General features: G+C 71.8%; 16 protein-coding genes and 1 pseudogene. 3 read left to right on the top strand and 14 right to left on the bottom strand.

Annotated elements, in window-relative coordinates; genetic code table 11:
* Nucleotides 1-96 precede the first annotated feature (96 nt).
* Entirely contained in the window at nt 97-726 is a 630-nt protein-coding gene (locus BJF86_RS00895; protein ID WP_158068339.1) for a TetR/AcrR family transcriptional regulator, read from the top strand.
* A 19-nt stretch (nt 727-745) separates the two neighbouring features.
* Entirely contained in the window at nt 746-3,571 is a 2,826-nt protein-coding gene (locus tag BJF86_RS00890) for an MMPL family transporter (protein WP_075816591.1), read from the top strand.
* Here the strand turns inward: BJF86_RS00890 and BJF86_RS00885 are convergent.
* Entirely contained in the window at nt 3,541-3,813 is a 273-nt protein-coding gene (locus tag BJF86_RS00885; protein ID WP_075816590.1) for a hypothetical protein, read from the bottom strand. The two genes, BJF86_RS00890 and BJF86_RS00885, sit on opposite strands and share 31 nt — an antisense overlap.
* Nucleotides 3,814-4,732: 919 nt before the next feature.
* On the opposite strand from BJF86_RS00885, the gene BJF86_RS00880 reads away from it, so the two are divergent.
* Nucleotides 4,733-6,718, top strand: a complete 1,986-nt coding sequence (locus BJF86_RS00880) for a PhoX family protein (RefSeq protein WP_075816589.1) — start codon at nt 4,733-4,735, stop codon at nt 6,716-6,718.
* A gap of 94 nt (nt 6,719-6,812) precedes the next feature.
* On the opposite strand, the gene BJF86_RS00875 is transcribed toward BJF86_RS00880, so the two are convergent.
* From BJF86_RS00875 to BJF86_RS00815, 13 genes and pseudogenes are all read right to left on the bottom strand, one after another.
* Nucleotides 6,813-7,811, bottom strand: a complete 999-nt coding sequence (locus BJF86_RS00875; RefSeq protein ID WP_075816588.1) for a polyprenyl synthetase family protein — start codon at nt 7,809-7,811, stop codon at nt 6,813-6,815.
* Nucleotides 7,808-9,343 (bottom strand): NADH-quinone oxidoreductase subunit NuoN, encoded by a 1,536-nt coding sequence (nuoN, locus tag BJF86_RS00870; protein WP_237768020.1) that lies wholly within the window; start codon nt 9,341-9,343, stop codon nt 7,808-7,810. Before nuoN ends, BJF86_RS00875 begins: the two co-directional genes overlap by 4 nt.
* A gap of 11 nt (nt 9,344-9,354) precedes the next feature.
* A complete protein-coding gene (locus BJF86_RS00865; RefSeq protein WP_075816586.1) occupies nt 9,355-10,914 on the bottom strand; it encodes an NADH-quinone oxidoreductase subunit M in 1,560 nt (519 codons plus the stop codon).
* Nucleotides 10,914-12,889: pseudogene (nuoL, locus tag BJF86_RS00860) on the bottom strand (NADH-quinone oxidoreductase subunit L). Before nuoL ends, BJF86_RS00865 begins: the two are co-directional and overlap by 1 nt.
* A gap of 15 nt (nt 12,890-12,904) precedes the next feature.
* A complete protein-coding gene (gene nuoK / locus BJF86_RS00855; RefSeq protein WP_022925204.1) occupies nt 12,905-13,204 on the bottom strand; it encodes an NADH-quinone oxidoreductase subunit NuoK in 300 nt (99 codons plus the stop codon).
* Nucleotides 13,204-14,106 carry an NADH-quinone oxidoreductase subunit J gene (locus tag BJF86_RS00850; RefSeq protein WP_075816585.1) on the bottom strand — a complete coding sequence of 301 codons (903 nt, stop codon included), beginning with the start codon at nt 14,104-14,106 and terminating at the stop codon, nt 13,204-13,206. The genes nuoK and BJF86_RS00850 overlap by 1 nt, the downstream gene beginning before the upstream one ends.
* Nucleotides 14,103-14,798: an NADH-quinone oxidoreductase subunit NuoI gene (gene nuoI, locus BJF86_RS00845; RefSeq protein ID WP_022925202.1), complete on the bottom strand. Its 696-nt coding sequence runs from the start codon at nt 14,796-14,798 to the stop codon at nt 14,103-14,105. Before nuoI ends, BJF86_RS00850 begins: the two co-directional genes overlap by 4 nt.
* 11 nt (nt 14,799-14,809) lie before the next feature.
* The gene (gene nuoH / locus BJF86_RS00840) at nt 14,810-16,225 is read right to left on the bottom strand and encodes an NADH-quinone oxidoreductase subunit NuoH (RefSeq protein WP_237768019.1); all 1,416 of its coding nucleotides are present in this window, start codon (nt 16,223-16,225) and stop codon (nt 14,810-14,812) included.
* Nucleotides 16,222-18,756, bottom strand: a complete 2,535-nt coding sequence (locus BJF86_RS00835; RefSeq protein WP_075816584.1) for an NADH-quinone oxidoreductase subunit G — start codon at nt 18,754-18,756, stop codon at nt 16,222-16,224. The genes nuoH and BJF86_RS00835 overlap by 4 nt, the downstream gene beginning before the upstream one ends.
* The gene (gene nuoF / locus BJF86_RS00830; protein WP_075816583.1) at nt 18,753-20,066 is read right to left on the bottom strand and encodes an NADH-quinone oxidoreductase subunit NuoF; all 1,314 of its coding nucleotides are present in this window, start codon (nt 20,064-20,066) and stop codon (nt 18,753-18,755) included. The genes BJF86_RS00835 and nuoF overlap by 4 nt, the downstream gene beginning before the upstream one ends.
* Nucleotides 20,063-21,010 (bottom strand): NADH-quinone oxidoreductase subunit NuoE, encoded by a 948-nt coding sequence (gene nuoE, locus BJF86_RS00825; protein ID WP_237768018.1) that lies wholly within the window; start codon nt 21,008-21,010, stop codon nt 20,063-20,065. Before nuoE ends, nuoF begins: the two co-directional genes overlap by 4 nt.
* On the bottom strand, nt 21,007-22,410 hold the full coding sequence (locus BJF86_RS00820; protein ID WP_075814470.1) for an NADH-quinone oxidoreductase subunit D: 1,404 nt from the start codon (nt 22,408-22,410) through the stop codon (nt 21,007-21,009). Before BJF86_RS00820 ends, nuoE begins: the two co-directional genes overlap by 4 nt.
* The gene (locus BJF86_RS00815; protein WP_075816613.1) at nt 22,410-23,090 is read right to left on the bottom strand and encodes an NADH-quinone oxidoreductase subunit C; all 681 of its coding nucleotides are present in this window, start codon (nt 23,088-23,090) and stop codon (nt 22,410-22,412) included. The genes BJF86_RS00820 and BJF86_RS00815 overlap by 1 nt, the downstream gene beginning before the upstream one ends.
* Between the last annotated feature and the right edge of the window lie 159 nt (nt 23,091-23,249).

The following is a 23,249-nucleotide window of genomic DNA, read 5'->3' as shown; positions in this document are numbered from 1 at the left end:
ACTCCCCACCGAGCGACGGCCGGTCGAGGGGGACGCCCAGTGGTGCACGTCGTGCAAGTTTGCACGGTGTGCATGTTGCGTCGTATGCTCGTCGGCATGACCGAGGCACCCCCCGTCGGACGGCGCGAGCTCAACAAGGCGCGGACCCGTGAGGCCATCCTCGGCTCGCTGCGCGAGCTGGTCGCCCAGCTTCCCGCCGAGGAGGTCACGGTCGACCAGGTCGCCGAGCGGGCGGGCATCTCCCGGCGCACCTTCTTCAACTACTTCGGGAGCATCGCCGCGGCACTGAGCGCCGTCTTCGCCGAGCACGCCGCCGGCATGATCTCGAGCCTGGACCCGCAGCAGATCCGGGTCGACCCGCTGGCCGCGCTGCGCCGCCTCGTGCAGGCCCGCGAGATCCCGCCGGACTTCATCGGCTGGCTGTCCGACCTCAACTGCCACGAGCAGGGCACCGACGGGCAGATGCTGCTGGAGCGCACCGTCTGGGCGGACATGGCGGGGTGGCTGCGCGAGCAGCTGCACGACCTGCTGCCCGGCGCCGACCCGCTCTTCGTCGCCACCCTCTCCTCGGCGGTGATGAGCTGCTTCCAGGCGGCCGAGGAGGCCTGGGCCGACGACCCGGCCCGCCCGGCCCCCCTCACCGAGGCGGACACCGCCGCCTTCCATGACCACCTGGACCGCGCCCTGGCCCTGCTGGCCTCGGGCTGGCGGTCCGACCTCGACTGACCACTGCGAAAGGACCCTCGTGGCCACTCTCCTGCACCGCCTGGGGCGCTGGTGCGCCCACCACCGGCTCGGCGTCATCGCGATCTGGGCCGCCGTGCTCGCCCTCACCGTGACCGGCATGGCCACGCTCGCCAAGCCTCTGTCCAACGAGTTCTCCATCCCCGGCAGCCGCTTCGAGCAGGTGCTGCAGACCTTGCAGGAGGAGATCCCCGAGGCGGCCGGCACCACCGGCACCGTGGTCTTCCGCAACGACGACGGCTTCACCGACGAGCAACGGGAGGCGATCGCCGGGGCCGTGGAGGACTGGGAGGACCTGGACGGCGTCACCTCCACCGACCCCTTCGAGGCGCAGGCCGAGCTCGACTCGGCACCCCAGGACATCACCGACGGCGAGGCCGAGCTGGCCGACGGCCGCGCCCAGCTCGAGGACGGCCGGGAGCAGCTCGAGCAGGGGCGCGCCGACCTCGAGACCGCGCGTGAGGAGCTCGCCGCGGGCCGGGAGCAGCTCGAGGCCGGTCAGGCCGAGCTGGACGCCCAGGCCGCCACGCTGGAGGAGTCGCAGGCCGAGCTGGACGCCCAGCTGGAGCAGCTCGAGGCCGGGGTCGCCGCCGGGCAGGTCCCGCCGGCCGCCGAGGAGCAGGCCCGGGCCGAGATCGCCGCGGGCCAGCAGCAGCTCGACGCCGGTCGGGAACAGCTGCAGGCCGCCCAGGCGGAGATCGACGCGAATGCCGAGCAGCTCGAGGCCGGCGAGGCCGAGATCGCCGAGGGCGAGACCCAGCTCGAGGAGAACGCCGCCGAGCTCGAGGACGCCGAGGCAGAGATCGCGCAGGGCGAGGAGGACCTCGCCGCAGCCCGGCGCACGGTCGAGCTGACCGACGGCTTCCGGGTGGTCAACACCGACGGCACCGTCGCCCTCACCCAGGTGTCGGTGGCCGACGCCGAGGGGTTCATCCCCCCGGAGACGACCGAGGCCATCCAGCGGATCGGCGACGACCTCGAGGGCGAGGGCCTGACCGTCGACTTCTCCAAGGAGATCACGGACGACCTGTCCAGCCTGCTCGGCCCCGGGGAGGTCGTGGGTCTGGTCGTCGCGGCGGTCGTGCTGCTCGTCATGCTCGGCAGCCTCGTCGCCGCCGGCCTGCCGATCCTCATGGCCCTGGTCGGGGTCGGCGTCGGGCTCACCGGTGCCCTGGCCCTGTCGCAGTGGGTCGACATGCAGTCGATCACCCCGGTGCTGGCGCTCATGCTCGGGCTCGCCGTCGGGATCGACTACTCCCTCTTCCTCATCAACCGGCACCGGCAGCAGGTGCGCCAGGGTATGCCGCTGCGTGACTCGATCGCGCTCGCCGTGGGCACCTCCGGCAACGCCGTGACCTTCGCCGGGCTCACGGTCATCATCGCGCTGGTGGCGCTCACCCTGACGGGCATCCCGTTCCTGGGCGTCATGGGCCTGGTCGCCGCGGCGACGGTGGCCATCGCCGTGCTCGTCGCGATCACCCTGACCCCGGCGATGCTCTCGCTCATCGGCGACAAGGTGCTGCCCCGGCGGGAGCGCGCCGAGGGACACCGGGGCAAGCACGAGGAGGACCCGGCGACCGAGCACGCCGACGACGCCTCCCGCGGCTGGGCCGCCCGGGTGCAGCGCCGGCCCTGGCTGGCGGTGCTCGGGGTGCTGGCCGTCGTCGGCGCGCTGGCCTGGCCGACCCTGGACCTGCGCCTCGGCCTGCCCGACGGCAGCAGCGAGCCCGCCGGCTCCACGGCATACACCACCTATGACACCGTGCGCGAGGAGTTCGGCGCCGGTGCCAACGGGCCGGTCCTGGTCGTGGCCGAGCTGGACGAGCCGCTCGCGGAGGGCGACACCGCGCTCCTGACGGCGCAGGCAGACCTCGGCGAGGAGCTGGCCGCGGTCGAGGGTGTCGAGCAGGTGCTCCCCGCCGGGGTCAACGACGACCGCGACGTCCTGGCGTTCCGGGTCCAGCCTGAGGGCGGCCCGGCCGACGCCTCCACCGAGGCGCTCGTCGACCGGCTCGGCCCGGCGGTCGAGCAGATCGGCGAGGAGCAGGGCGCGACGCTGGGGCTCACCGGGCAGACGGTCGCCAACATCGACATCTCCGAGCAGCTCGCCGATGCCCTGCCGATCTACCTCGTCGTCGTCGTGGGCCTGTCGCTGGTCCTGCTGCTTCTGGTGTTCCGGTCGGTCCTGGTGCCGCTGCTGGCCACCGGCGGCTTCCTGCTCAGCGTCGGCGCCGCCTTCGGGGCCGTCGTCGGGGTCTACCAGCTCGGCTTCGCCTCATCCTTCTTCGGGGTCAACGAGGCCGGCCCGATCCTGTCCTTCCTGCCGATCCTGCTCATCGGGATTCTCTTCGGCCTGGCGATGGACTACCAGCTCTTCCTCGTCTCGGCGATGCGCGAGGAGCGGGTCCACGGCAAGGACGCCCGCACCGCTGTGGTCACCGGCTTCAACGCCAGCGCGCGGGTCGTGACGGCCGCGGCGATCATCATGATCTCCGTCTTCGCCGGCTTCGTCTGGGCGCACCTGACGATGGTCCGGCCCATCGGGCTGGGGCTGGCCGTGGGGGTGCTCGTCGACGCCTTCGGTGTCCGGATGACGCTGACGCCAGCGGTGATGTCGCTGCTGGGCGAGCGCGCCTGGTGGCTGCCGCGCTGGCTGGACCGCATCCTGCCGGACGTCGACGTCGAGGGTGCTCAGCTCGAGCGGACCCTGGGGATGAGCCACGGGTCGGAGGACGAGGGGGCCGTCGCGGCCGGCGAGCGTGCGGACGGGTCCGCGGAACCCGCCGGACCGTCGGCTCAGGAGAGCGAGCCCTCCCCCACGCGCTGACCCGCGGCCTGCAGCAACGTCGCGGCGCCGGCGCGCGCGGCAGCATCACCCTCGGTGATCTGCAGCGCGAGCCGGCGCCCGTCGCGCTGGTAGACGACGATGCCAGGTCCTCCGCCGGGGCCGACGATGTAGGCGGTGCGGTCCGGTAGTGCCCGGAGCCCGACCCCGCCCCACCGCATCGGGTCCAGCTGCTGCACGTCCGCCCCGGCGACCCGCTCCGCGGCACCCGGACGACCCCCCACGGGAGCACCCGGGAGCGCACCCGCAGCCCCGTGGCGTCCACCTCGACCCGGACCGCGGACCACAGCAGCGCGAGCCCGCCGGCGCCGGCACCGGTCAGGAGGACGACGAGCAGCACCGCGAGGCTCTCCCCGGTCCACCAGACCACCACGCCCACGACGACGAAGACGACGACCAGGCCCACGCCCAGCACCTGCAGCGTGCGCGACGACACGTCCGAGCTCCAGGGCTCCACCGGTCGCGGCTCGCGGACCGGGCGGACCCGGGCCTGCTCGGGCACGAGATCCTCCAGCTCCTCCTCGCTCGGGACCTGCCGGCCGTGCAGGGCATACCCGACGAGTCCGGCGAGCCCTGCCGCGGCGAGCGCGAGCAGCGGCCACCACTCCCGCACCTGCTCCGGCCCGTCGATGCCGACGCGCCAGACCGTGACGCCCCAGAGCGCCACAGCGCCCCAGCCGACCGCCGCGACCACGGCCAGCACCCAGCGGCACCAGCTCGGGGGCACGACGCGGCGGGCGATCGCCGTGAGGGCGGCGACGACGGTGCACACCACGGTCGTCGCCAGCACGCCGGAGAGGAACCCGGCTCCCCCCACGAAGTCGTCCGGCAGCCGGCCCGACCAGTGGCTGGGCACCCGCTGCGGGGTCGGCAGCACCGTGACCGCGACCAGCAGCACCGCCAACGGCAGCATGGCCCACAGTCCCGCCAGCATGCGTCTCACGGGTCGTCCTCCTCCGCTCTCCGGCCTCCCAGGGTATGCCCGTGGGCCCGTTCCCCGACCCGTCACCCACTCGCCGTGGACGATTCACCTCGGTGTCGCCCGGCGCAGGGGGTCCGGCGCCTACGTTCGAGGACGTCGGCGGCCCCGGTCCCGGAGCACCGCCGCGCCCACCCACCGACCACGGAGGATCGCCCGTGTCCATGCCCTCGACCACCACCCGCCGCAGCCTGCTGCCGATCCTCGCCGCCCACCCGGGGGGCCGGAGCGCGGCGACGTGCCGCTACCGCTGCGGCGACGCCTGCTCCCAGCCGGTGCCCAACACCAGCGACAACACCTACTTCGGCGACGTGGTCCAGGGCGCGGTGCGTCGTCGATCGGTCCTCGCCGGGGGGACCGCTGCGCTGGCCGGCGTGGCCTGGGCCGCCGCCCCCGACGCCGCCGCGGCCGCCTCGGAGCTGCCGGACACCGACCACCGGCTGCGGGGGTTCCCGTCCATCTCCCCCACGCCCGCCGACGTGGACGACCTCGTGGTGCCGACCGGCTTCACCTGGGCACCCGTGATCTCCTGGGGCGACCCGGTGGAGCCCGGCGCTCCCGCCTTCGACGTGGACCGGCAGTCGGTCGAGGCCCAGAAGGGTCAGGCCGGCTACAACGCCGACTACCTGACCCTGCGCCAGGACGGCGACCGCGGCTGGGCGAGGCGGCGCGGCGTGATCGTCTTCAACAACGAGTACACGAACCCCGAGATGATGTTCCCCGACTGGGACGGGTCGGTGACCGCCGAGCAGGCGGAGATCGAGATGGCCGCCCACGGGATGACCGTGGTCGAGGTGCGCCGCAAGAACGACCGCTCCCCCTGGGTCTACCAGCGGCGCGCGAGCCGCAACCGCCGCATCCACGCCTGGACGACCTTCGCGCTCGACGGCCCGGCTGCCGGGGCGGAGTGGATGCGCACCAGCACCGACCGCCGCGGGCGCCGCGTGCTGGGGACGCTCAACAACTGCGCCGGGGGCGACACCCCCTGGGGCACGGTGCTGTCCGGCGAGGAGAACTTCAACCAGTACTTCGACTCGACCGGGGCGCCGGACCCCGAGGGCAGGCTCGCCCGCTACGGCATCACCTCCGGCGGGCGTGGCTGGGAGCAGGCGGACCGGCGCTTCTCGGTCGCTGACGAGCCGCACGAGGTCAACCGCTTCGGCTGGATCGTCGAGGTGGACCCGGACGACCCCGGCTCCACGCCGGTCAAGCACACGGCGCTCGGCCGGTTCAAGCACGAGGGCGCCACGATCCGGCTCGCGCACGACGGGCGCGCCGTGGCCTACATGGGCGACGACGAGCGCTTCGACTACATCTACAAGTTCGTCTCGCGGCGCCGCTACCGCGAGGGTGACAAGCGGCACAACCTGAAGCTGCTCTCCGACGGTGACCTCTACGTCGCCCGGTTCACCGGCGACGGCTTCCAGGACGGGCAGTACGACGGGCGCGGTGAGTGGCTGCCGCTCGTCGTCGACGGTGAGTCCCGGGTCGAGGGTATGACCGTGGCCGAGGTGTGCACCTGGACCCGGCTCGCCGCGGACCGGGTCGGACCGACCAAGATGGACCGTCCCGAGGATGTCCAGCCCGACCCGCACACCGGCCGGGTCTACGTCGCGCTCACCAACAACACGGCACGCACGCCCGGCCAGATCGACGAGCCGAACCCGCGGGCCAACAACAAGTTCGGTCACGTCATCGAGTGGCGGGAGCAGGGCGACGACGCCGCGGCGCTGCGCTTCCGCTGGAAGATCGTGCTCGTCGCGGGCGACCCCTCGGACCCGGGCACCTACTTCTCCGGCATGGACCGCCGGGAGGTCACCCCCATCAGCTGCCCTGACAACGTGGCCTTCGACGGCGAGCCCGGCCACCTGTGGATCTCCACCGACGGCGCCCCCGGCACGATCGGCACCTGCGACGGCCTCTTCCGCATGCCGACCCGCGGCCGGGACCGCGGCCTGGTGCAGCAGTTCCTCTCGGTGCCGACCGGCGCGGAGTGCTGCGGTCCCGTGATCGACTGGCAGGACCGCTCGGTGCTCGTCAGCGTCCAGCACCCCGGCGAGGGCGGCACCAGCGCCTACCCCTACCTCGGCGACAGCGTGCCCCGCCCCGGCGTGGCCCACGTCTACCCGGGCCGCGGTCGTCGCGGCTGAGGCACTGGCATACCCGGGGAGGGTAGGGCGGGAGGGCGCGGTGTCGGTCGGTGAGTGGGGTGGGCCGCTGACGTGGCGCTGGACGTGGTGGTGCTCAGCGGGAGCGGTCGGCGACGCCGTCGACGAGGGCCCGTAGCGCCGCGACCGCGGGTGAGTCGGGCAGGCCCTCCAGCAGCTCCCGGGCCTGCGCGGCGACCCGCAGGGTGTGCTCCCGCGCCTGGGTCATCGCGGGGTGCGCGCGCAGCAGGGTCAGCGCCTCGGCGAGCTCGTCGGCGTCCTCGACCGGGCCGCGAGTGAGCTCGAGCAGCCGGGCGTCGGCGGGGTCCTCGCTGCCCCGGGCGTAGAGCACCGGCAGCGTCGCCTTGCCCTCGCGCAGGTCGGTGCCCGGGGTCTTGCCGGACACCTGCGCGTCGGAGGCGACGTCGAGCAGGTCGTCGGCGAGCTGGAAGACGACGCCGACCTTCTCGCCGTAGGCCGTCAGCGTGCGGGTCGTCGCCTCGTCGCAGCCGCCGAACATCGCGCCGTAGCGAGCCGCGGTCGCGATGAGCGCCCCGGTCTTGTCCTCGAGGATCTCGAGGTATGCCTGGACCGCCTGGTCGCTGGGCAGCTCGGCGTCGGCCTGCCGGTCGTCGCGGATCTGGCCGGCGCACAGCCGCACGAAGGTGTCCGCCTGGATCCGCACCGCCTCCGCACCGAGCCCGGCCACCACCGAGGACGCGGTGCCGAAGAGCAGGTCACCCACGAGGATCGCGGTGGAGTTGCCGTAGCGGGCGTTGGCGCTCTCCACCCCCCGCCGCAGCTCCGCCTCGTCCATGACGTCGTCGTGGTAGAGCGAGGCCAGGTGGGTCAGCTCGACCCCGACGGCGGCATCGACGACCCGCTCGTCCCAGCCGTCGCCGACCTCGCTGGCGAGCAGCGTGAGCAACGGCCGGAAGCCCTTGCCGCCGGCGCCCGCGAGGTGGTGGTTGGCCTCGGAGACGAAGGGGTCGTCGTGGTCGACGACCTCCTCCAGCCGCTGCGTGACCCGGGCCAGACCCGCTTCGACCCGACCGGTCAGCTCCTCGTCGGCACCCGGGATGCTCGGGGGTCTCACCGCAGGAACGCCGCGGTGCTCTGCGCCAGGTCGAGGACCGGGGAGGGCATGACGCCCAGGGCCAGGGTCATGGCGACCCCGACGAGGATCGCGACCGAGGTCATCCACGACGGACGGACCACGACCGTGTCACCGCCGGCGTCGGCGTCCCCGAGCCACATCTGCACGACGAGCACGAAGTAGATGTAGGCGGTAACCGCGCTGGCGAGGACACCGATGACGGCCAGCCACGCCCAGCCCTGGCTCATCGCCGCGGAGAAGACCGCGAACTTGCCGGTGAACCCAGAGGTGAGCGGGATGCCCGTGAAGGCCATGAGCAGGAAGGTGAAGCAGGCGGCGATCCACGGGGAGCGCCGGCCCAGGCCGGACCACTGGTCGACCAGGGTGGCCTCGGTGCCGGCGCTGCGGACCAGCGCCACGATCGCGAAGGCCGGGATCGTCATGAAGCCGTAGGTCGCGAGGTAGAACATCGTGCTGGAGACACCGGCCACGTCCAGTGCCACGACCCCGGTGAGGATGAAGCCGGCGTGGGCGATCGAGGAGTAGGCCAGGATGCGCTTGACGTCGGTCTGCACGATCGCCAACAGGGCGCCGCCGATCATCGACAGCGCCGCGACGACCGCGATGACCGGCTGCCACTCCAGCCGCGCGCCCTCGACGGCGACGTAGAGCACGCGGAGCATCGCGCCGAAGGCGGCGACCTTGGTGCAGGCGGCCATGAAGCCGGTGACCGGGGTCGGGGCGCCCTGGTAGACGTCCGGCGTCCACGCGTGGAAGGGCACGGCACTGACCTTGAAGAGCAGGCCGACGGCGACCAGCAGCACGCCCGGCACGAGCAGGCCGTCCATGCCGACGCCGGTGCTGATGGCGGCGGCGATGTCGGCGAAGCGCATCGAGCCGGCGTAGCCGTAGAGCAGGACCGCTCCGAAGAGGTAGAAGGCCGAGGAGAAGCTGCCGAGCAGGAAGTACTTCAGCGAGGCCTCCTGCGACAGCAGCCGCCGGCGCCGCGCGAGCCCGGTGAGGACGTAGAGCGGCAGCGAGAGGATCTCCAGGGCGACGAAGAGCAGCAGCAGGTCGTTGGCCGCGACGAAGAGCATCATGCCCCCGACCGACATGAGCGTCAGCGGGTAGACCTCGGTGGTGGTGGCCCCGACCTTGGTGGCCAGGGTCTCCTCCGCCGAGCCGGGGGTCGAGACCCCGGACTGGGTGAAGGCGTCCGGCTGCTGGCCCCCGAAGCGCTCGCTCATCGCGAGCAGACCGAGGATCGACAGCACGAGCACGAGCCCCTGCAGCGAGAGCGCCACGCCGTCCACGGCGACCGTGTCGGCGGCGGTGAGTCCCTGGTTGTCCCGACCGAGCAGCACCAGCGCGACCAGCGCCAGCACGAGCGTGGCGACCGAGAGCGGCACCTGCACGGCATACCGGGTCCGCCGCGAGGCGAAGCCCTCCACGGTGACCCCGACCAGCCCGCCGACGAAGACGATGATCATCGGGAGCAGCGCCGTGTAGTTGATGTCCGGCGCGACGAACATGGAGCCACCCATCAGTGGTCACTCCCTTCGGTCGAGTGGTCGGCGGTCGTGTCGACAGCGGGGGAGACGTCGCTGATCCCGACGGTCTGCAGCGTCTGCTCGACGGCCGGCTCCAGCAGGTCCAGGACGGGCTTGGGGTAGAAGCCGAGGACCAGGAAGGCGGCGATGATCGGGGCCACGACCCACTTCTCCCGCCCGCTCATGTCGGGTATGCCCTCGACCTCGGCGCCCTCGGGCCTCGGCCCGGTCGCGACCTTCTGGTACATCACCAAGATGTAGACGGCCGCGAGGATGACGCCCAGGGCGGAGATGATCCCCAGCCACGGGTGCCGGCCGAAGGTGCCGACGATGACGAGGAACTCGCTGACGAAGGAGTTCAGGCCGGGCAGCGCCAGGCCGGAGAGGCCGGAGACGAGCAGCGCGCCGGCCACGAGCGGGGTGACCCGCTGCCAGCCGCCGAAGTCACGCAGGTCGCGCGAGCCGCGCCGGACGATGAGCATGCCGGCGACGAGGAACAGCCCGGCGGTGGTGAAGCCGTGGTTGACCATGTAGAGCGTCGCGCCGGTCTGGCTGACCGTCGTGAAGGCGAAGATGCCCAGCACGATGAAGCCGAAGTGGCTGATCGAGGTGTAGCTGATGAGCCGCAGCATGTCGGTCTGCCCGATGGCGAGGAAGGCGCCCACGAAGAGCGAGACCAGCGCCAGGGCGAGGATCACCGGGGTCGCCCACTGGCTGGCCTCGGGGAAGAGCGCCAGGCAGAAGCGGATCATGCCGTAGGTGCCGACCTTGTCGAGCACGCCCACCAGCAGGACCGAGGTCGCCGGCCGGGCCTGCTCGGCCGCGAGCGGCAGCCAGGTGTGCACCGGCCACATCGGCGCCTTGATCGCGAAGGCGATGAAGAAGCCGAGGAAGAGCCAGCGGCCCGCCTCCACCGAGAGGTCGAGCCCGGTGAGGTTGGACAGCAGGAAGCCGTCGGTGCCGCGCGGGCCGGCCAGGTAGACCCCGATGACCGCGACCAGCATGATGAGCCCGCCCGCGAGCGAGTAGATCAGAAAGCTGGTCGCCGCCCTGGCCCGGCGGGTGCCGCCGAAGACCCCGATGAGGAAGTACACCGGGATGAGCATCGCCTCGAAGAAGACGTAGAAGAGGAAGACGTCGATCGCGGCGAAGACACCGACCATCATCGAGGTCAGCGCCAGCATGAGGGCGAAGTAGGCGTGCTGGCGGCGGCCCACCGCGGGCACGTCGTCCCAGGCGGCGACGATGCAGATCGGCACGAGCACCAGCGCGAGCAGGATCATCGACAGCGAGATGCCGTCGACGCCCAGGGCGTAGGAGACGCCGAACTGCGGGATCCAGGAGTAGACCTCGGTGAGCTGGAACTGCTCGCCGCCGCTGCCGCCGCCGCCGAAGCGGTACTGCGTGGCGGCGCCGATGCCGACCGCGAGGGTGAGCAGGGCGACGCCGAGGGCGACGGGGCGCACCAGGGCACTGCCCTTGGGCAGCAGCGAGACCAGGAGCGCGCCGACGAGCGGCAGCACGAGGAGCGTGGTCAACCAGGGGAAGTTCATCACTGCATCACCCAGACTGCGCCGAGGATCGCGACGACGCCCAGGAGCATCGTCAGGGCATAGGAGCGGACGAAGCCGTTCTGCGCGCGGCGCAGCAGGCCGGAGGCGGCGTTGAGGCCGCCGGTCGTGCCGCCGGTCACGCTGCCCTCGACGAGGGTGCTGTCGGCGTCGACGGCAGTGCGCGCCAGGGCCATCGTCGGCCCGGTGAAGAGCGCGTCGTTGACGTCGTCCTGGAAGAGGTCGCGGCGCGCCGCCACGGTGACCAGGCTGGCCCGCGGCGCGGTGCGGGGGACCTCGCGGCGGGCATACATCATCCAGGCCAGGCCGGCGCCGATCACCATGAGCACGAAGGCCAGGATCTGGATCGCCAGGACCGGGATGAGCGGCTCACCGTGCTCGGCGTGACCGAAGACCGGCTCCAGCCAGGCGGTGATGATGCCGGTCGGGTAGAGCACCGCACCGAGAACCAACGAGCCCAGGGCCAGCACCATCATCGGCACCGTCATGAGCAGCGGCGACTCGTGCGGGTGGTCGTTCTCCTCCCAGCGCTTCTCCCCGAAGAAAGTCATGAAGAACAGGCGCGACATGTAGAACGCGGTGATCCCGGCGCCCAGCAGCGCGATGCCGCCGAAGACCCAAGCGCGCCAGCCCGGCTCGGCGAAGGCGGTCTCGATGATGTAGTCCTTCGAGTACCAGCCCGCGGTGAACGGGAAGCCGATGATGGCCAGCCAGCCCGCCATGAACGTGAGCCAGGTGATCTTGATGTCGGTCCGTAGCGCACCGAAGCTGCGCATGTCGACCCGGTTGTTCATCGCGTGCATGACCGAGCCGGCCCCGAGGAACATGTTGGCCTTGAAGAAGCCGTGCGTCACCAGGTGGAAGATCGCGTAGAGGTAGCCGACCGGGCCGAGCCCGACCGCGAGCATCATGTAGCCGATCTGGGACTCGTCGAGGCGGCCAGCGCCTTCTTGATGTCGTCCTTGGCGCAGCCGACGATCGCGCCGTAGAGCAGCGTGACCGCACCGACGATCGCCACGACGAGCCGGGCATCCGGGGTGAGGTCGTAGATCGCCTGGCTGCGGGCGACGAGGTAGACACCGGCGGTGACCATCGTCGCCGCGTGGATCAGGGCCGAGACCGGGGTCGGGCCGGCCATCGCGTCACCCAGCCAGCTCTGCAGCGGGAACTGCGCCGACTTGCCGCAGGCCCCGAGCAGCAGCGCGAGCCCGATCAGGGTCAGCGTGAGGTCGCCCGCGCCGGAGGCGTTGCCGTGCACCGTCGCGAAGTCCAGCGCCCCGAAGGTCGCGAGCATGATCGCCATGGCCGTGATGAGCCCGACGTCACCGACGCGGTTGACGACGAAGGCCTTGTTGGCGGCCGCGGCATACTCCGGGTTCCAGTTCCAGAAGCCGATGAGCAGGTAGGACGCCAGACCCACGCCCTCCCAGCCGACGAAAAGCAGCAGGTAGGAGTCGGCGAGCACCAGGATGAGCATCGCCGCCACGAAGAGGTTGAGGTAGGCGAAGAACCGGCGCTTGTCCGGGTCGCCCTCCATGTAGCCCAGCGAGTAGACGTGGATGAGGCTGCCCACGAAGGTGATGAGCATGACGAAGGCCAGCGACAACGGGTCCAGCAGCAGCCCCGCGGTCAGCGACAGCTCGCCGACGCTCACCCAGTCCCACAGCGGCACCGACAGCGAGCGCTCCTCCGCGGGGAGCCCGGTGAGCTGGACGATGACCGCGACGCCCACGGCGAAGCTCGCCCAGGACAGCAGCGTCGCCAGGGCCGGGCCCCAGCGGTCGGTCATCCGCCCGCCCAGGAGCAGCAAGGCCGCACCGATCAGCGGCAGCGCGATCATCAGCCAGCCCAGGCCGGCGATGCCGTCGGCCTGGGTGGCCTGGGTCGCGCCGAGACCGCCCGGGTCGTCGGCGAGGGTCAGGCTGACCGAGGCCAGGCCCTGACTCAGGTCGTGCACAGACACGAGCGCTCCTTACAGCTTCAGCAGGTTGGCGTCGTCGACCGAGGCCGACCGGCGCGCACGGAAGATGGACATGATGATCGCCAGCCCGACGACGACCTCGGCTGCGGCGACGACCATGACGAACAGGGTGTAGACCTGCCCGTCGAGGGTGCCGTGCATGCGGGCGAAGGTGACCAACGCCAGGTTGCAGGCGTTGAGCATGAGCTCGATGCCCATGAAGACGATGATGGTGTTGCGGCGCGTGAGCACGGTGACCGAGCCGAGCGCGAAGAGCACCACGGACAGATAGATGTATGCCTCGAGCCCCATCAGTGCTCACCCCTCCCCTGCTCGTCGGTGCCCTGGCCGCTGTCGCCCAGGTCCGCCTCCGGCTCGACGTCGTGGCCGCGGTTGTCGACGGCGGCGTTGGTGCCCGAGGGCAGGTCCTGCGGCGACTGCTCGGCCGGCGGCTGACCGTCCGCGCGCCCGGTCGACCCGGCCAGACGGTACTCCGCCGGGTTGGTGACCTGGCCGCGCGCGACAAGGACCCGCGGCACCGACTCCTCGATCGGGCTGCCGTCGGGCGCGAGCGCCGGCGTGTCCGCGGCGTTGTGCCGGGCATACACCCCGGGGTTGGGCTTGCCGGCGAGCCACTGGCCCGAGCGCAGCTTGTCCCGCGAGGTCTCCCGCTGCGTGCGCCGCGGCGTCAGCCGCTCCCGGTGCGCCAGCACCATCGCGCCCATGACCGCGATGACCAGCAGGGCGCCGAGCGTCTCGAAGGTCAGCACCTGCCGCTCGAAGATCTCGCGGGCCAGGGCCGTGACGCTGCCCTCGGCCTGCACCGCCTCGAGCCCGACGGCCTGCGGCCAGGACACCTGCGCCAGGGCCACCGTCGCGACGACGACGAAGAGCGCGCCCAGCCCGAAGGCCCAAACCCGCTGCCCGCGCAGCGTCTCCACGGTCGAGTCGGAGGCGTCCACGCCAACGAGCATGACGACGAAGAGGAAGAGCATCATCACGGCGCCGGAGTAGACGAAGATCTGGATGATGCCGACGAACTCGGCCCGCTGCACGATGTAGATGACGCCGAGGCTGATCATCGTCATGGCCATCCCCATCGCGGCGTGCACGGCCTTGCGCGCGAAAAGCAGCCCGAGGGCGCCCATGACGGCGACGATGGCGAGCACCCAGAACAGTCCGACCTCCATGCCGTCGATCCGGTCGGGGGTCACGACCCGACCTCGACGTCGCGCCCGCTGTCCTCACGTGACTGCACGTAGTCCCGCTGCGCCTGCGTGGGGCCGGTGACCTTGCCCTGGTAGTAGTCGCGCTCCTCCATGCCCTCGACCATGGGGAACGGCGGCGCGAGCATGTCCGGGCGCAGCGGCGCGAGCAGCTGGTGCTTCTCGTAGATGAGCGGCGCCCGCTCGGAGTCGGCCAGCTCGTACTCGTTGGTCATCGTCAGGGCGCGCGTCGGGCAGGCCTCGATGCACAGCCCGCAGAAGATGCACCGCAGGTAGTTGATCTGGTAGACGCGGCCGTAGCGCTCGCCGGGGCTGAAGCGGGCCTCGTCGGTGTTGTCCGCTCCCTCGACGTAGATCGCGTCCGCCGGGCACGCCCAGGCGCACAGCTCGCAGCCGACGCACTTCTCCAGCCCGTCCGGGTGCCGGTTGAGCTGGTGCCGCCCGTGGTAGCGGGTGGCGGTCGGGCGCTTCTCCTCGGGGTACTCCTGCGTCGGGACCTTGCGGAACATCGTGGCGAAGGTCACCCCGAAGCCGGCGACGGGTGCGAAGAGCTGACCCAGGACGCCGGGCTCCTTCTTGCCGCCCGCGGGATCGACGTCGCGCCCGGGGCGGGCCGGGGTCGCGGCGTCCTCCCGGCGGGCGGGCTCGGGGGCGTGCTGAGGCTCGGTCGGGTCAGCCACGGCTCTCCTTCTCATCGGTCGGGCTCGTGCGTGCGTCGTCGGTGTCGGTCGGGGCGCCCCGCGGGGACGGTCACCGGGGCGGCCTGCTCGACCGCGGGCCGCGGCTCGACGAGCCGCTGACCGGGCATCGGCGGGACAGGGTAGCCGTCCGCGAACGGGTCGATCTCCTCGGGGACCTCGCGCGCCTCCTCCTTCGCCGCGGCGCGGCGCTGGGCATACCGGTCCCAGACGAGGATCCCGATGAGGACGAAGACGCCGATGCCGCCGAGGGTGAGCACGGTCACCCAGCGGCCCTCGCCGAAGTAGCCCTCCTGGGCCGACCGGATGAGCATGACCGCGACGACCCACACGAGGGACAGCGGGATGAGGATCTTCCACCCCAGCGCCATGAACTGGTCGTAGCGGACGCGCGGCAGCGACCCGCGGACCCAGACGTAGAAGAAGATGAAGGCCCACATCTTGAGGGTGAACCACAGCAGGCCCCACCAGCCCTGGTCGAGCATGCCGTCGCCGACGAGGTTGAGCGGCCACGGCGCGTGCCAGCCGCCCATGAAGAGCGTGGTCGCCAGCGCCGAGACGGTGAACATGTTGATGTACTCGCCGAGGAAGAACATGCCGAACTTCATCGAGGAGTACTCGGTGTGGAAGCCACCGCCGAGCTCGCCCTCGCCCTCGGCGAGGTCGAAGGGCAGCCGGTTGGTCTCGCCGATCATCGTGATGACGTAGACGACGAAGCTGAAGAAGAGCGGCACGACGTACCACAGCGGGATGCCCAGCACGGTGGTCTGCTGCTGGGCCTCGACGATCTGGCTGGTCGACATCGACCCGGCGTAGAGGAAGACGGCGACGAGGGAAAGTCCCATCGCGATCTCGTAGGAGATGACCTGCGCCGTCGAGCGCAGCCCGCCGAGCAGCGGGTAGGTCGAGCCCGAGGACCAGCCGGCGAGGACGAAGCCGTAGGCGGAGACACCGGCGACGGCGAGCACGAGGAGCACCGCGACCGGGGTGTCGGTGAGTTGCAGCGGCGTGGTGTGGCCGAACATCTCGACGTCGCCGCCCATGGGGATGATGGCGAAGGAGACGAAGGCGAGCGAGGCCACGATCAGCGGCGCCGCGTAGAACATCAGCTTGTCCGCGCCCTTGGGCGTGACGTCCTCCTTGAGGAACAGCTTGATGCCGTCGGCCACGGTCTGCAGCAGCCCGAGCGGGCCGAGGCGGTTCGGGCCGGGGCGCTGCTGCATCTGGCCGATGATGCGCCGCTCGAACCAGATGACGATGACGACCGAGAGCATCACGTAGACGAAGAGCAGCGAGGCCTTCATCAGCGACAGCCACCAGGGGGTGTCGCTGAAGTCGGCGGCCGGGAGGTCCTCGGTGAGCAGCTGCACGCTCGCCGCGAGCTCGGGGTATGCCGTCAGCAGGTTCATGCCTCACCTCGCGTGGTCGTGGCGGCGGCGGGGGCAGCGGCGCCGGCCAGGCGCACGACGTCACCGGCGCCGACGCCCAGCGTCGGCCGCACCGTCGAGCCCACCTGGTTGGCCGGCACCCACACCACGCCGTCGGGCATCGGGGTGATCGCGGCGGGCAGCGCGATGCCGCCCCGGTCGGTGGACACCTCGACCGGATCGCCGTCGACGACGCCGAGCGAGGCCGCGGTGACCGCCGAGATGCGGGCCACCGGGGTGTGCCGGGTGCCGGCGAGGAAGGGCTCCCCGTCCTGCAGCCGGCCCGCGTCGAGCACCTGGTGCCAGGTCGCCAGCACCGCCTCGCCGGGGCCGACAGCCGCCGGCCCGGTGGCGGGCACGTCCGGCAGGCCGGTCCGGTCACCGGACCAGTCGCCGAGCGCCTGGATCTCCTGCCGGACCGCGGGCAGGGTGCCGGTGCCCAGGGTGACGCCCATCGCGCCGGCCAGGCGGTCCAGGATGACGTGGTCCGAGCTCGCGCCGGACTCGATCGCCCGGTCGAAGGGCCGCGGGCGGCCCTCCCAGTTGAGGAACGACCCGGACTTCTCCTGGTGCGGCGCGACGGGGAGGATGACGTCGGCGAACTCATGGACCGCGCTCTCGCGGACCTCCAGCGACACGACGAAGGCACGCGCCAGCGCGCGTCGGGCGAGCTCGGGGTCGGGCAGGTCGTCGATCTCGACGCCCCCGACGACGAGCGCGCCCAGCTCGCCGGACGCGGCGGCCTCGAGGATCGCGGTGGCGTCCCGGCCGGGACCGGCCGGCAGCGCGGCACCGTCCAGGCCCCAGCGCGTGGCGACCTCGTGGCGGGCGGTGCCGTCGGAGACCGGTCGGCCACCGGGCAGCAGGCCCGGCAGCGTTCCCATCTCCACACCGCCCCGCTCGCCGGCGCGGCGCGGCACCCAGGCCAGGCGGGCACCGGTGGCCCGCGCCAGCCGGACGGCGGCGGACAACGCGCCCGGCACCATGCCGAGGCGCTCGCCGACCAGGATGACCGCGCGCTCGCCGAGCGCGTCGGAGGCGGCGTCGAAGCTGTCCTGCTCGAGCGGGCTCGTCGCGCCGTCCACCTGCTTCTGGCCGCCCTGCTCCCGACGCGTGGTCAGGGCCTGCAGCACCTCTGCCTCGGTGCCCGGTGCGGCGGGCAGCAGCGTGCCGGCCATCTTCTCCAGGCCGCGGGTGGCCCAGGGCGCCACGGCGTAGACCTGGGTCGCGTTCTTGCGCATCGCCTTGCGGAGCCGCAGGAAGACCATCGCGGCCTCCTCCTCGGCCTCCAGGCCCACGAGCAGCACCGAGGTCGCGTGCTCGAGGTCGGTGTAGCTCACGTCGCGGGTCCCGACCACGGTCGAGGCGAGGAAGTCCTCCTCCTCGGCGCTGTGCGGGCGGGCGCGGTGGTCGACGTCGTGGGTGCCGAGCGCGACCCGAGCCAGCTTGGCGTAGGCATACAGGTCCTCGACGCTGCCCCGGCCACCGGGCAGGACACCGACACCCCCCGCGTCGCGGGCCGTGGTGAGGCCCGCGGCCGCCGCGGCGTAGGCATCACGCCAGGAGCTGACGGCGTAGTCGCCGTCGGCACCGCGGACGACCGGGTCGTGCAGCCGGTCCGGGAGCGTGGGGTAGGCGAACGCCCAGCGCCCCTTGTCGCAGTTCCACTCCTCGTTGACCTCGGGGTCGTTCAGCGCCATCCGGCGCAGGACGGTGCCGCGCCGGTGGTCGGTGCGGATGGCGCAGCCACCGGCGCAGTGCTCGCAGACGCTCTCGGTGGAGACGAGGTCGAAGGGGCGCGAGCGGAAGCGGTAAGCGGCGCCGGTCAGCGCGCCGACCGGGCAGATCTGGACGGTGTTGCCGGAGAAGTAGCTCTCGAACGGCTTCTCCTCGTAGATCCCGACCTGCTGCAGCGCGCCGCGCTCGATGAGCGCGATGAACGGGTCGCCGGCGATCTGGTCCGAGAAGCGGGTGCACCGGGCGCACAGCACGCAGCGCTCGCGGTCGAGCAGCACCTGGCTGGAGATGTTGACCGGCTTGGGGAAGGTGCGCTTGACGTCCTCGAAGCGGGACGTCGGGCGGCCATCGGACATCGCCTGGTTCTGCAGCGGGCACTCGCCGCCCTTGTCGCAGACCGGGCAGTCCAGCGGGTGGTTGACCAACAGCAGCTCCATCACACCGCTCTGCGCCTTGTCGGCGACCTCGGAGGTGTGCTGGGTGTTGACGACCATCCCCGGGGAGACGGCGATGGTGCAGGAGGCCTGCGGCTTGGGCATGGGCTTGAGGTTGCCCTCGCGGTCCGGGGTCGACACGTCCACGAGGCACTGCCTGCAGGCGCCCACCGGCTCCAGCAGCGGGTGGTCGCAGAAGCGCGGGACGTGGATGCCGACCTGCTCCGCGGCCCGGATGACCAGGGTGCCCTCGGGGACCGAGACGGGCACGTCGTCGATCGTGACGTCGACCATCTTCACCTCGGCGTCCTGCTCGGCGCGGGTGTCGGTGTCGATACTCATGCGGGCTGGCTCTCCTTCGCGAAGAGGGTGTTGCGCTCGGCCGGGAAGAGCTCGTGCCACGGGGTGTGCATCCCCTGCTCGAACTCCTCGCGGAAGTACTTGATGCCGGACGTGACGGGGCTGGTGGCACCGTCGCCCAGCGCGCAGAAGCTGCGGCCGAGGATGTTGTCGCAGATGTCGTCGAGCTTCTCGATGTCGCCCTCGCGACCCTGGCCGGCCTCCAGCCGGGCCAGGATCTGCTTGAGCCAGAAGGTGCCCTCGCGGCACGGGGTGCACTTGCCGCACGACTCGTGGGCGTAGAAGTCGATCCACCGCGAGACCGCACGGACGACCGAGACGGACTCGTCGAAGATCTGCAGCGCGCGGGTGCCCAGCATGGACCCCTCCGCCGCCACCGACTCGAAGTCGAGCGGCACGTCGAGGTGCTCGTCGGTGAAGATCGGCGTCGAGGACCCGCCAGGGGTCCAGAACTTCAGTTTCTTGCCGCCACGCATCCCGCCGGCCATGTCGATGAGCTCGCGCAGCGTGATGCCGAGCGGCGCCTCGTACTGTCCGGGACGCTCGACGTGCCCGGAGAGGCTGAAGAGCCCGAAGCCCTGGGACTTCTCGGTGCCCATGCCGGCGAACCAGTCCGCCCCGTGCAGCACGATCGGCGGCACCGAGGCGATGGACTCGACGTTGTTGACGACGGTGGGCCGTGCGTAGAGGCCCGCGACGGCGGGGAACGGCGGCTTGAGGCGCGGCTGCCCACGTCGGCCCTCGAGGGAGTCCAGCAGCGCGGTCTCCTCGCCGCAGATGTATGCCCCGGCGCCCGCGTGCACGGTGATGTCCAGGTCGAAGCCGGTGCCGAGGATGTCCTTGCCGAGGTAGCCCGCGGCATACGCCTCCTCGACGGCCCGCATGAGCCGGCGGTAGACGTGCACGATCTCTCCCCGGAGGTAGATGAACGCGTGGTTGCACCCGATCGCGAACGAGGTGATGACCATGCCCTCGATGAGGAAGTGCGGGGCGGCCATGAGCAGCGGGGTGTCCTTGCAGGTGCCCGGCTCGGACTCGTCGGCGTTGACGACGAGGTAGCGGGGGCCGCCGTCCGGCGGGGGCAGGAAGCCCCACTTCATGCCGGTCGGGAAGCCGGCGCCGCCGCGTCCGCGCAGGCCGGACTCCTTGGCCGCCGCGACCAGGTCCGCCGGGTCCGTCGTCAGCGCGGCCCGGAGAGCCTGATAGCCCTCGTGCTGCTCGTAGGTCTCCAGCGTCCAGGACCGCTCGGCGTCCCAGAAGGCGGAGAGGATGGGGGTCAGCTGCGTGCTCACGCGTCGTCTCCCTCGTGCGTCTCGTCGACGTCCTTGACGCCCTCGGAGGTCGGGACCTCGTCGGCGTCGTTGGCGTCCGTGTTCACCGAGTCGTGCTGGCCGGCCGCGAGGCCGCCCGCCTGCCCCTCGGCGGTGGGCTCGGTGTCGGTCTCCGGCTCGGGGCGGGGTGCGGTCCACCCCTTCTCCTTGGCGAGCAGGGTGCCGCGCAGCGAGGGCTCCCCCGCCCCCGGCCCCTCGTCGGCCAGGCCGTCCGGGAAGCCGGCGAGCACGCGGGACACCTGCTTGAAGGTGCAGACCCGGGACGGACCGCGGGTCGGGGTGACCGGCTCTCCGGCGCGCAGCCTGTCGGTCAGCGCCTTGGTGCTCTCGGGGGTCTGGTCGTCGAAGAACTCCCAGTTGACCATGACCACCGGCGCGTAGTCGCAGGCCGCGTTGCACTCGACCCGCTCGAGGGTGATCGTGCCGTCCTCGGTGGTCTCGTCGTGCCCGACCCCGAGGTGCTCGCTCACCTCGTCGAAGATCTGGTCGCCGCCCATGATGGCGCACAGGGTGTTGGTGCAGACGCCGACGGTGTACTCGCCGTTGGGGTGCCGCTTGTACTGCGTGTAGAAGGTCGCGACCCCGCTGACCTCGGCGGTCGTCAGGTCGAGCAGCTCGGCGCACAGCTGGACGCCGCGGCCGGTGACGTAGCCGTCCACCGACTGCACCAGGTGCAGCATCGGCAGCAGCGCGGAGCGCTTCTGCGGGTAGCGGGCGATGATGAGCTCGCTGTCCGCCACGAGCTGGGCCCGGACGTCCTCCGGGTATGCCTCCTCCGAGGCGTGCAGCGGCGTGTGGTGGTGGAGCGGTCCGTGGTCCGCGTGGCCCGCGACGCTGTGGTGGACGCGCCGCTCGGAGGCCTCCTCGAGCTGGCTGCGCATGTCCTCCTGCTCATGAGCCGTCATCGGTCCACTCCTCCCATCACCGGGTCGATCGAGGCGACCGCGACGATCACGTCGGCGACCAGGCTGCCCTCGGACATCGCCGAGGCCGCCTGGAGGTTGTTGAAGCTCGGGTCCCGGAAGTGGACGCGGTAGGGCCGGGTGCCGCCGTCGGAGACCGCGTGCACCCCCAGCTCGCCCTTGGGCGACTCCACCGCGGCATACGCCTGCCCGGGCGGGACCCGGAAGCCCTCGGTCACCAGCTTGAAGTGGTGGATGAGCGACTCCATGGACTCGCCCATGATCCGGCGGATGTGGTCCAGGCTGTTGCCCTGCCCGTCCGCGCCGACCGACAGCTGCGCCGGCCAGGCGATCTTCTTGTCGGCCACCATGACCGGCTCGCCCTGGCTCGCGCGCAGCCGGGCGATGGCCTGCTCGGCGATCCGCAGCGACTGCCAGATCTCGTCCAGCCGGATGCAGATGCGGCTGTAGGCGTCCATGTCGCGGCGGGTGATGACGTCGAAGTCGTAGGTCTCGTAGCCGCAGTAGGGCTCGTCCTTGCGCAGGTCGTGCGGCAGGCCGGTCGAGCGCAGGATCGGTCCGGTGATGCCCAGCGCCATGCAGCTGGCGAGGGAGAGGTAGCCCACGTCGACGGTGCGGCCCTTGAGGACCGGGCTCTCCAGCAGCAGCTTCTCCAGCTCGCCGATCCCGCGCCGCAGCGCGGGCAGCTCGGCCTCGAACTGGTCCAGGTGCTCGGGCAGGACGTCCTGGGCGACGCCGCCGGGCCGGACGTAGGCGTTGTTCATGCGCAGCCCCGACACGGCCTCGAAGAAGCGCAGCAGCCGCTCCCGCTCCCGGAACCCGGTCGTCATGACCGTGGTGGCACCCAGCTCCATGCCACCGGTCGCCAGCGCGATGAGGTGGGAGCCGATGCGGTTGAGCTCCATCATGAGGACGCGGATGTCGCTGGCGCGCTGCGGGATCTGGTCGGTGATGCCGAGCAGCTTCTCGACCGAGAGGCAGTAGGCGGTCTCGTTGAAGATCGGCGTGAGGTAGTCCATCCGGGTGCAGAACGTGGTCCCCTGCACCCAGGTGCGGAACTCCATGTTCTTCTCGATGCCGGTGTGGAGGTAGCCGATCCCCGCACGGGCCTCCCGCACGGTCTCGCCGTCGAGCTCCAGGATGAGCCGGAGCACGCCGTGCGTGGAGGGGTGCTGCGGCCCCATGTTGACCACGATGCGCTCCGCGCCGAGGGTCGCGACGTCCTTGGCGATGTCGTCCCAGTCGCCGCCACCGGCGGTGTAGACGGCGCCGCCGTCGACGGAGTCCGAGGTCGGTCCGCCCTCGGCATACAGGTCCGTCGGGGTGCCGCCGAGGTAGTCGGCGCCCTGGTCTGCCTTGGTCTGGTCGTGCGTGGTCGCCATCAGGTGTAGCTCCTCCGCTGGTCGGGAGCCGGGATGGTGGCCCCCTTGTACTCGACCGGGATGCCGCCGAGCGGGTAGTCCTTGCGCTGCGGGTGCCCGGGCCAGTCGTCCGGCATGAGGATGCGGGTCAGCCCCGGGTGCCCCTCGAAGACGATGCCGAACATGTCCCAGGTCTCGCGCTCGTGCCAGTCGTTGGCCGGGTAGATGCCGACGATCGACGGGATTCGCGGGTCGTCGTCCGGACAGGTGACCTCGATGCGCACCCGGCGCACGCCGTGGGTGATCGACTGGAAGTGGTATACCGCGTGCAGCTCCGCGCCGGTCTGCTCGGGCCAGTGCACCCCGGAGACCCCGGTGCAGATCTCGAAGCGCAGCCGCGGGTCGTCCCGCAGCGGGCGGACGAGCGCCTGCAGGTGGTCACGGTGCACGTGCAGCGTCAGCTCCCCGCGGTCGACGACCACGCGCTCCAGCCCGGCGGCGACAACCTGCGGGGCGGCCGCCTGCAGGGCGTCCACGACCTCGTCGAAGTAGGAGCCGTAGGGCCGCTCCGCGGCGCCGGGGAAGAGCACGGGCGCGTCCAGCCCGCCGTAGCCCGAGGTGTCGCTGCCCATCGACCCGCCGAACATCCCCTGCTTGCGGGCCATCGTGACCGGCTCGCCGGCGCTCTGCGCCGCCGGCACCGAGCCGCCCGCGGTCTCCTGGGCGGTCCCGGTGTCGACCTTCTGGCCCTCGGTCCGCGAGGGGGCGTGCTCCTCGTCGAGGGTGGTCTCCTGCGTCGCCGGCTCGCGGTTCGGGGTCTCCGGGCCGGTCTCGACCTTGTCGCCGGCGCTGTCGTCACG

Origin of the sequence: Serinicoccus sp. CNJ-927, assembly GCF_001942435.1 — a bacterium.
Taxonomy (GTDB): domain Bacteria; phylum Actinomycetota; class Actinomycetes; order Actinomycetales; family Dermatophilaceae; genus Ornithinicoccus; species Ornithinicoccus marinus.
Note: the sequence above shows the minus strand (reverse complement) of the source record. Positions and strands in the feature narration are given on the sequence as shown.

Excerpts from the sequence above, each read along its gene's own strand:
- BJF86_RS00895 (WP_158068339.1), top strand. The coding sequence starts at position 97 with ATGACCGAGGCACCCCCCGTCGGACGGCGCGAGCTCAACAAGGCGCGG.
- BJF86_RS00880 (WP_075816589.1), top strand. The coding sequence starts at position 4,733 with ATGCCCTCGACCACCACCCGCCGCAGCCTGCTGCCGATCCTCGCCGCC.
- nuoN (WP_237768020.1), bottom strand. The coding sequence starts at position 9,343 with ATGTTCGTCGCGCCGGACATCAACTACACGGCGCTGCTCCCGATGATC.
- BJF86_RS00865 (WP_075816586.1), bottom strand. The coding sequence starts at position 10,914 with ATGAACTTCCCCTGGTTGACCACGCTCCTCGTGCTGCCGCTCGTCGGC.
- nuoK (WP_022925204.1), bottom strand. The coding sequence starts at position 13,204 with ATGGGGCTCGAGGCATACATCTATCTGTCCGTGGTGCTCTTCGCGCTC.
- nuoH (WP_237768019.1), bottom strand. The coding sequence starts at position 16,225 with ATGAACCTGCTGACGGCATACCCCGAGCTCGCGGCGAGCGTGCAGCTG.
- BJF86_RS00835 (WP_075816584.1), bottom strand. The coding sequence starts at position 18,756 with ATGAGTATCGACACCGACACCCGCGCCGAGCAGGACGCCGAGGTGAAG.
- nuoE (WP_237768018.1), bottom strand. The coding sequence starts at position 21,010 with ATGACGGCTCATGAGCAGGAGGACATGCGCAGCCAGCTCGAGGAGGCC.
- BJF86_RS00820 (WP_075814470.1), bottom strand. The coding sequence starts at position 22,410 with ATGGCGACCACGCACGACCAGACCAAGGCAGACCAGGGCGCCGACTAC.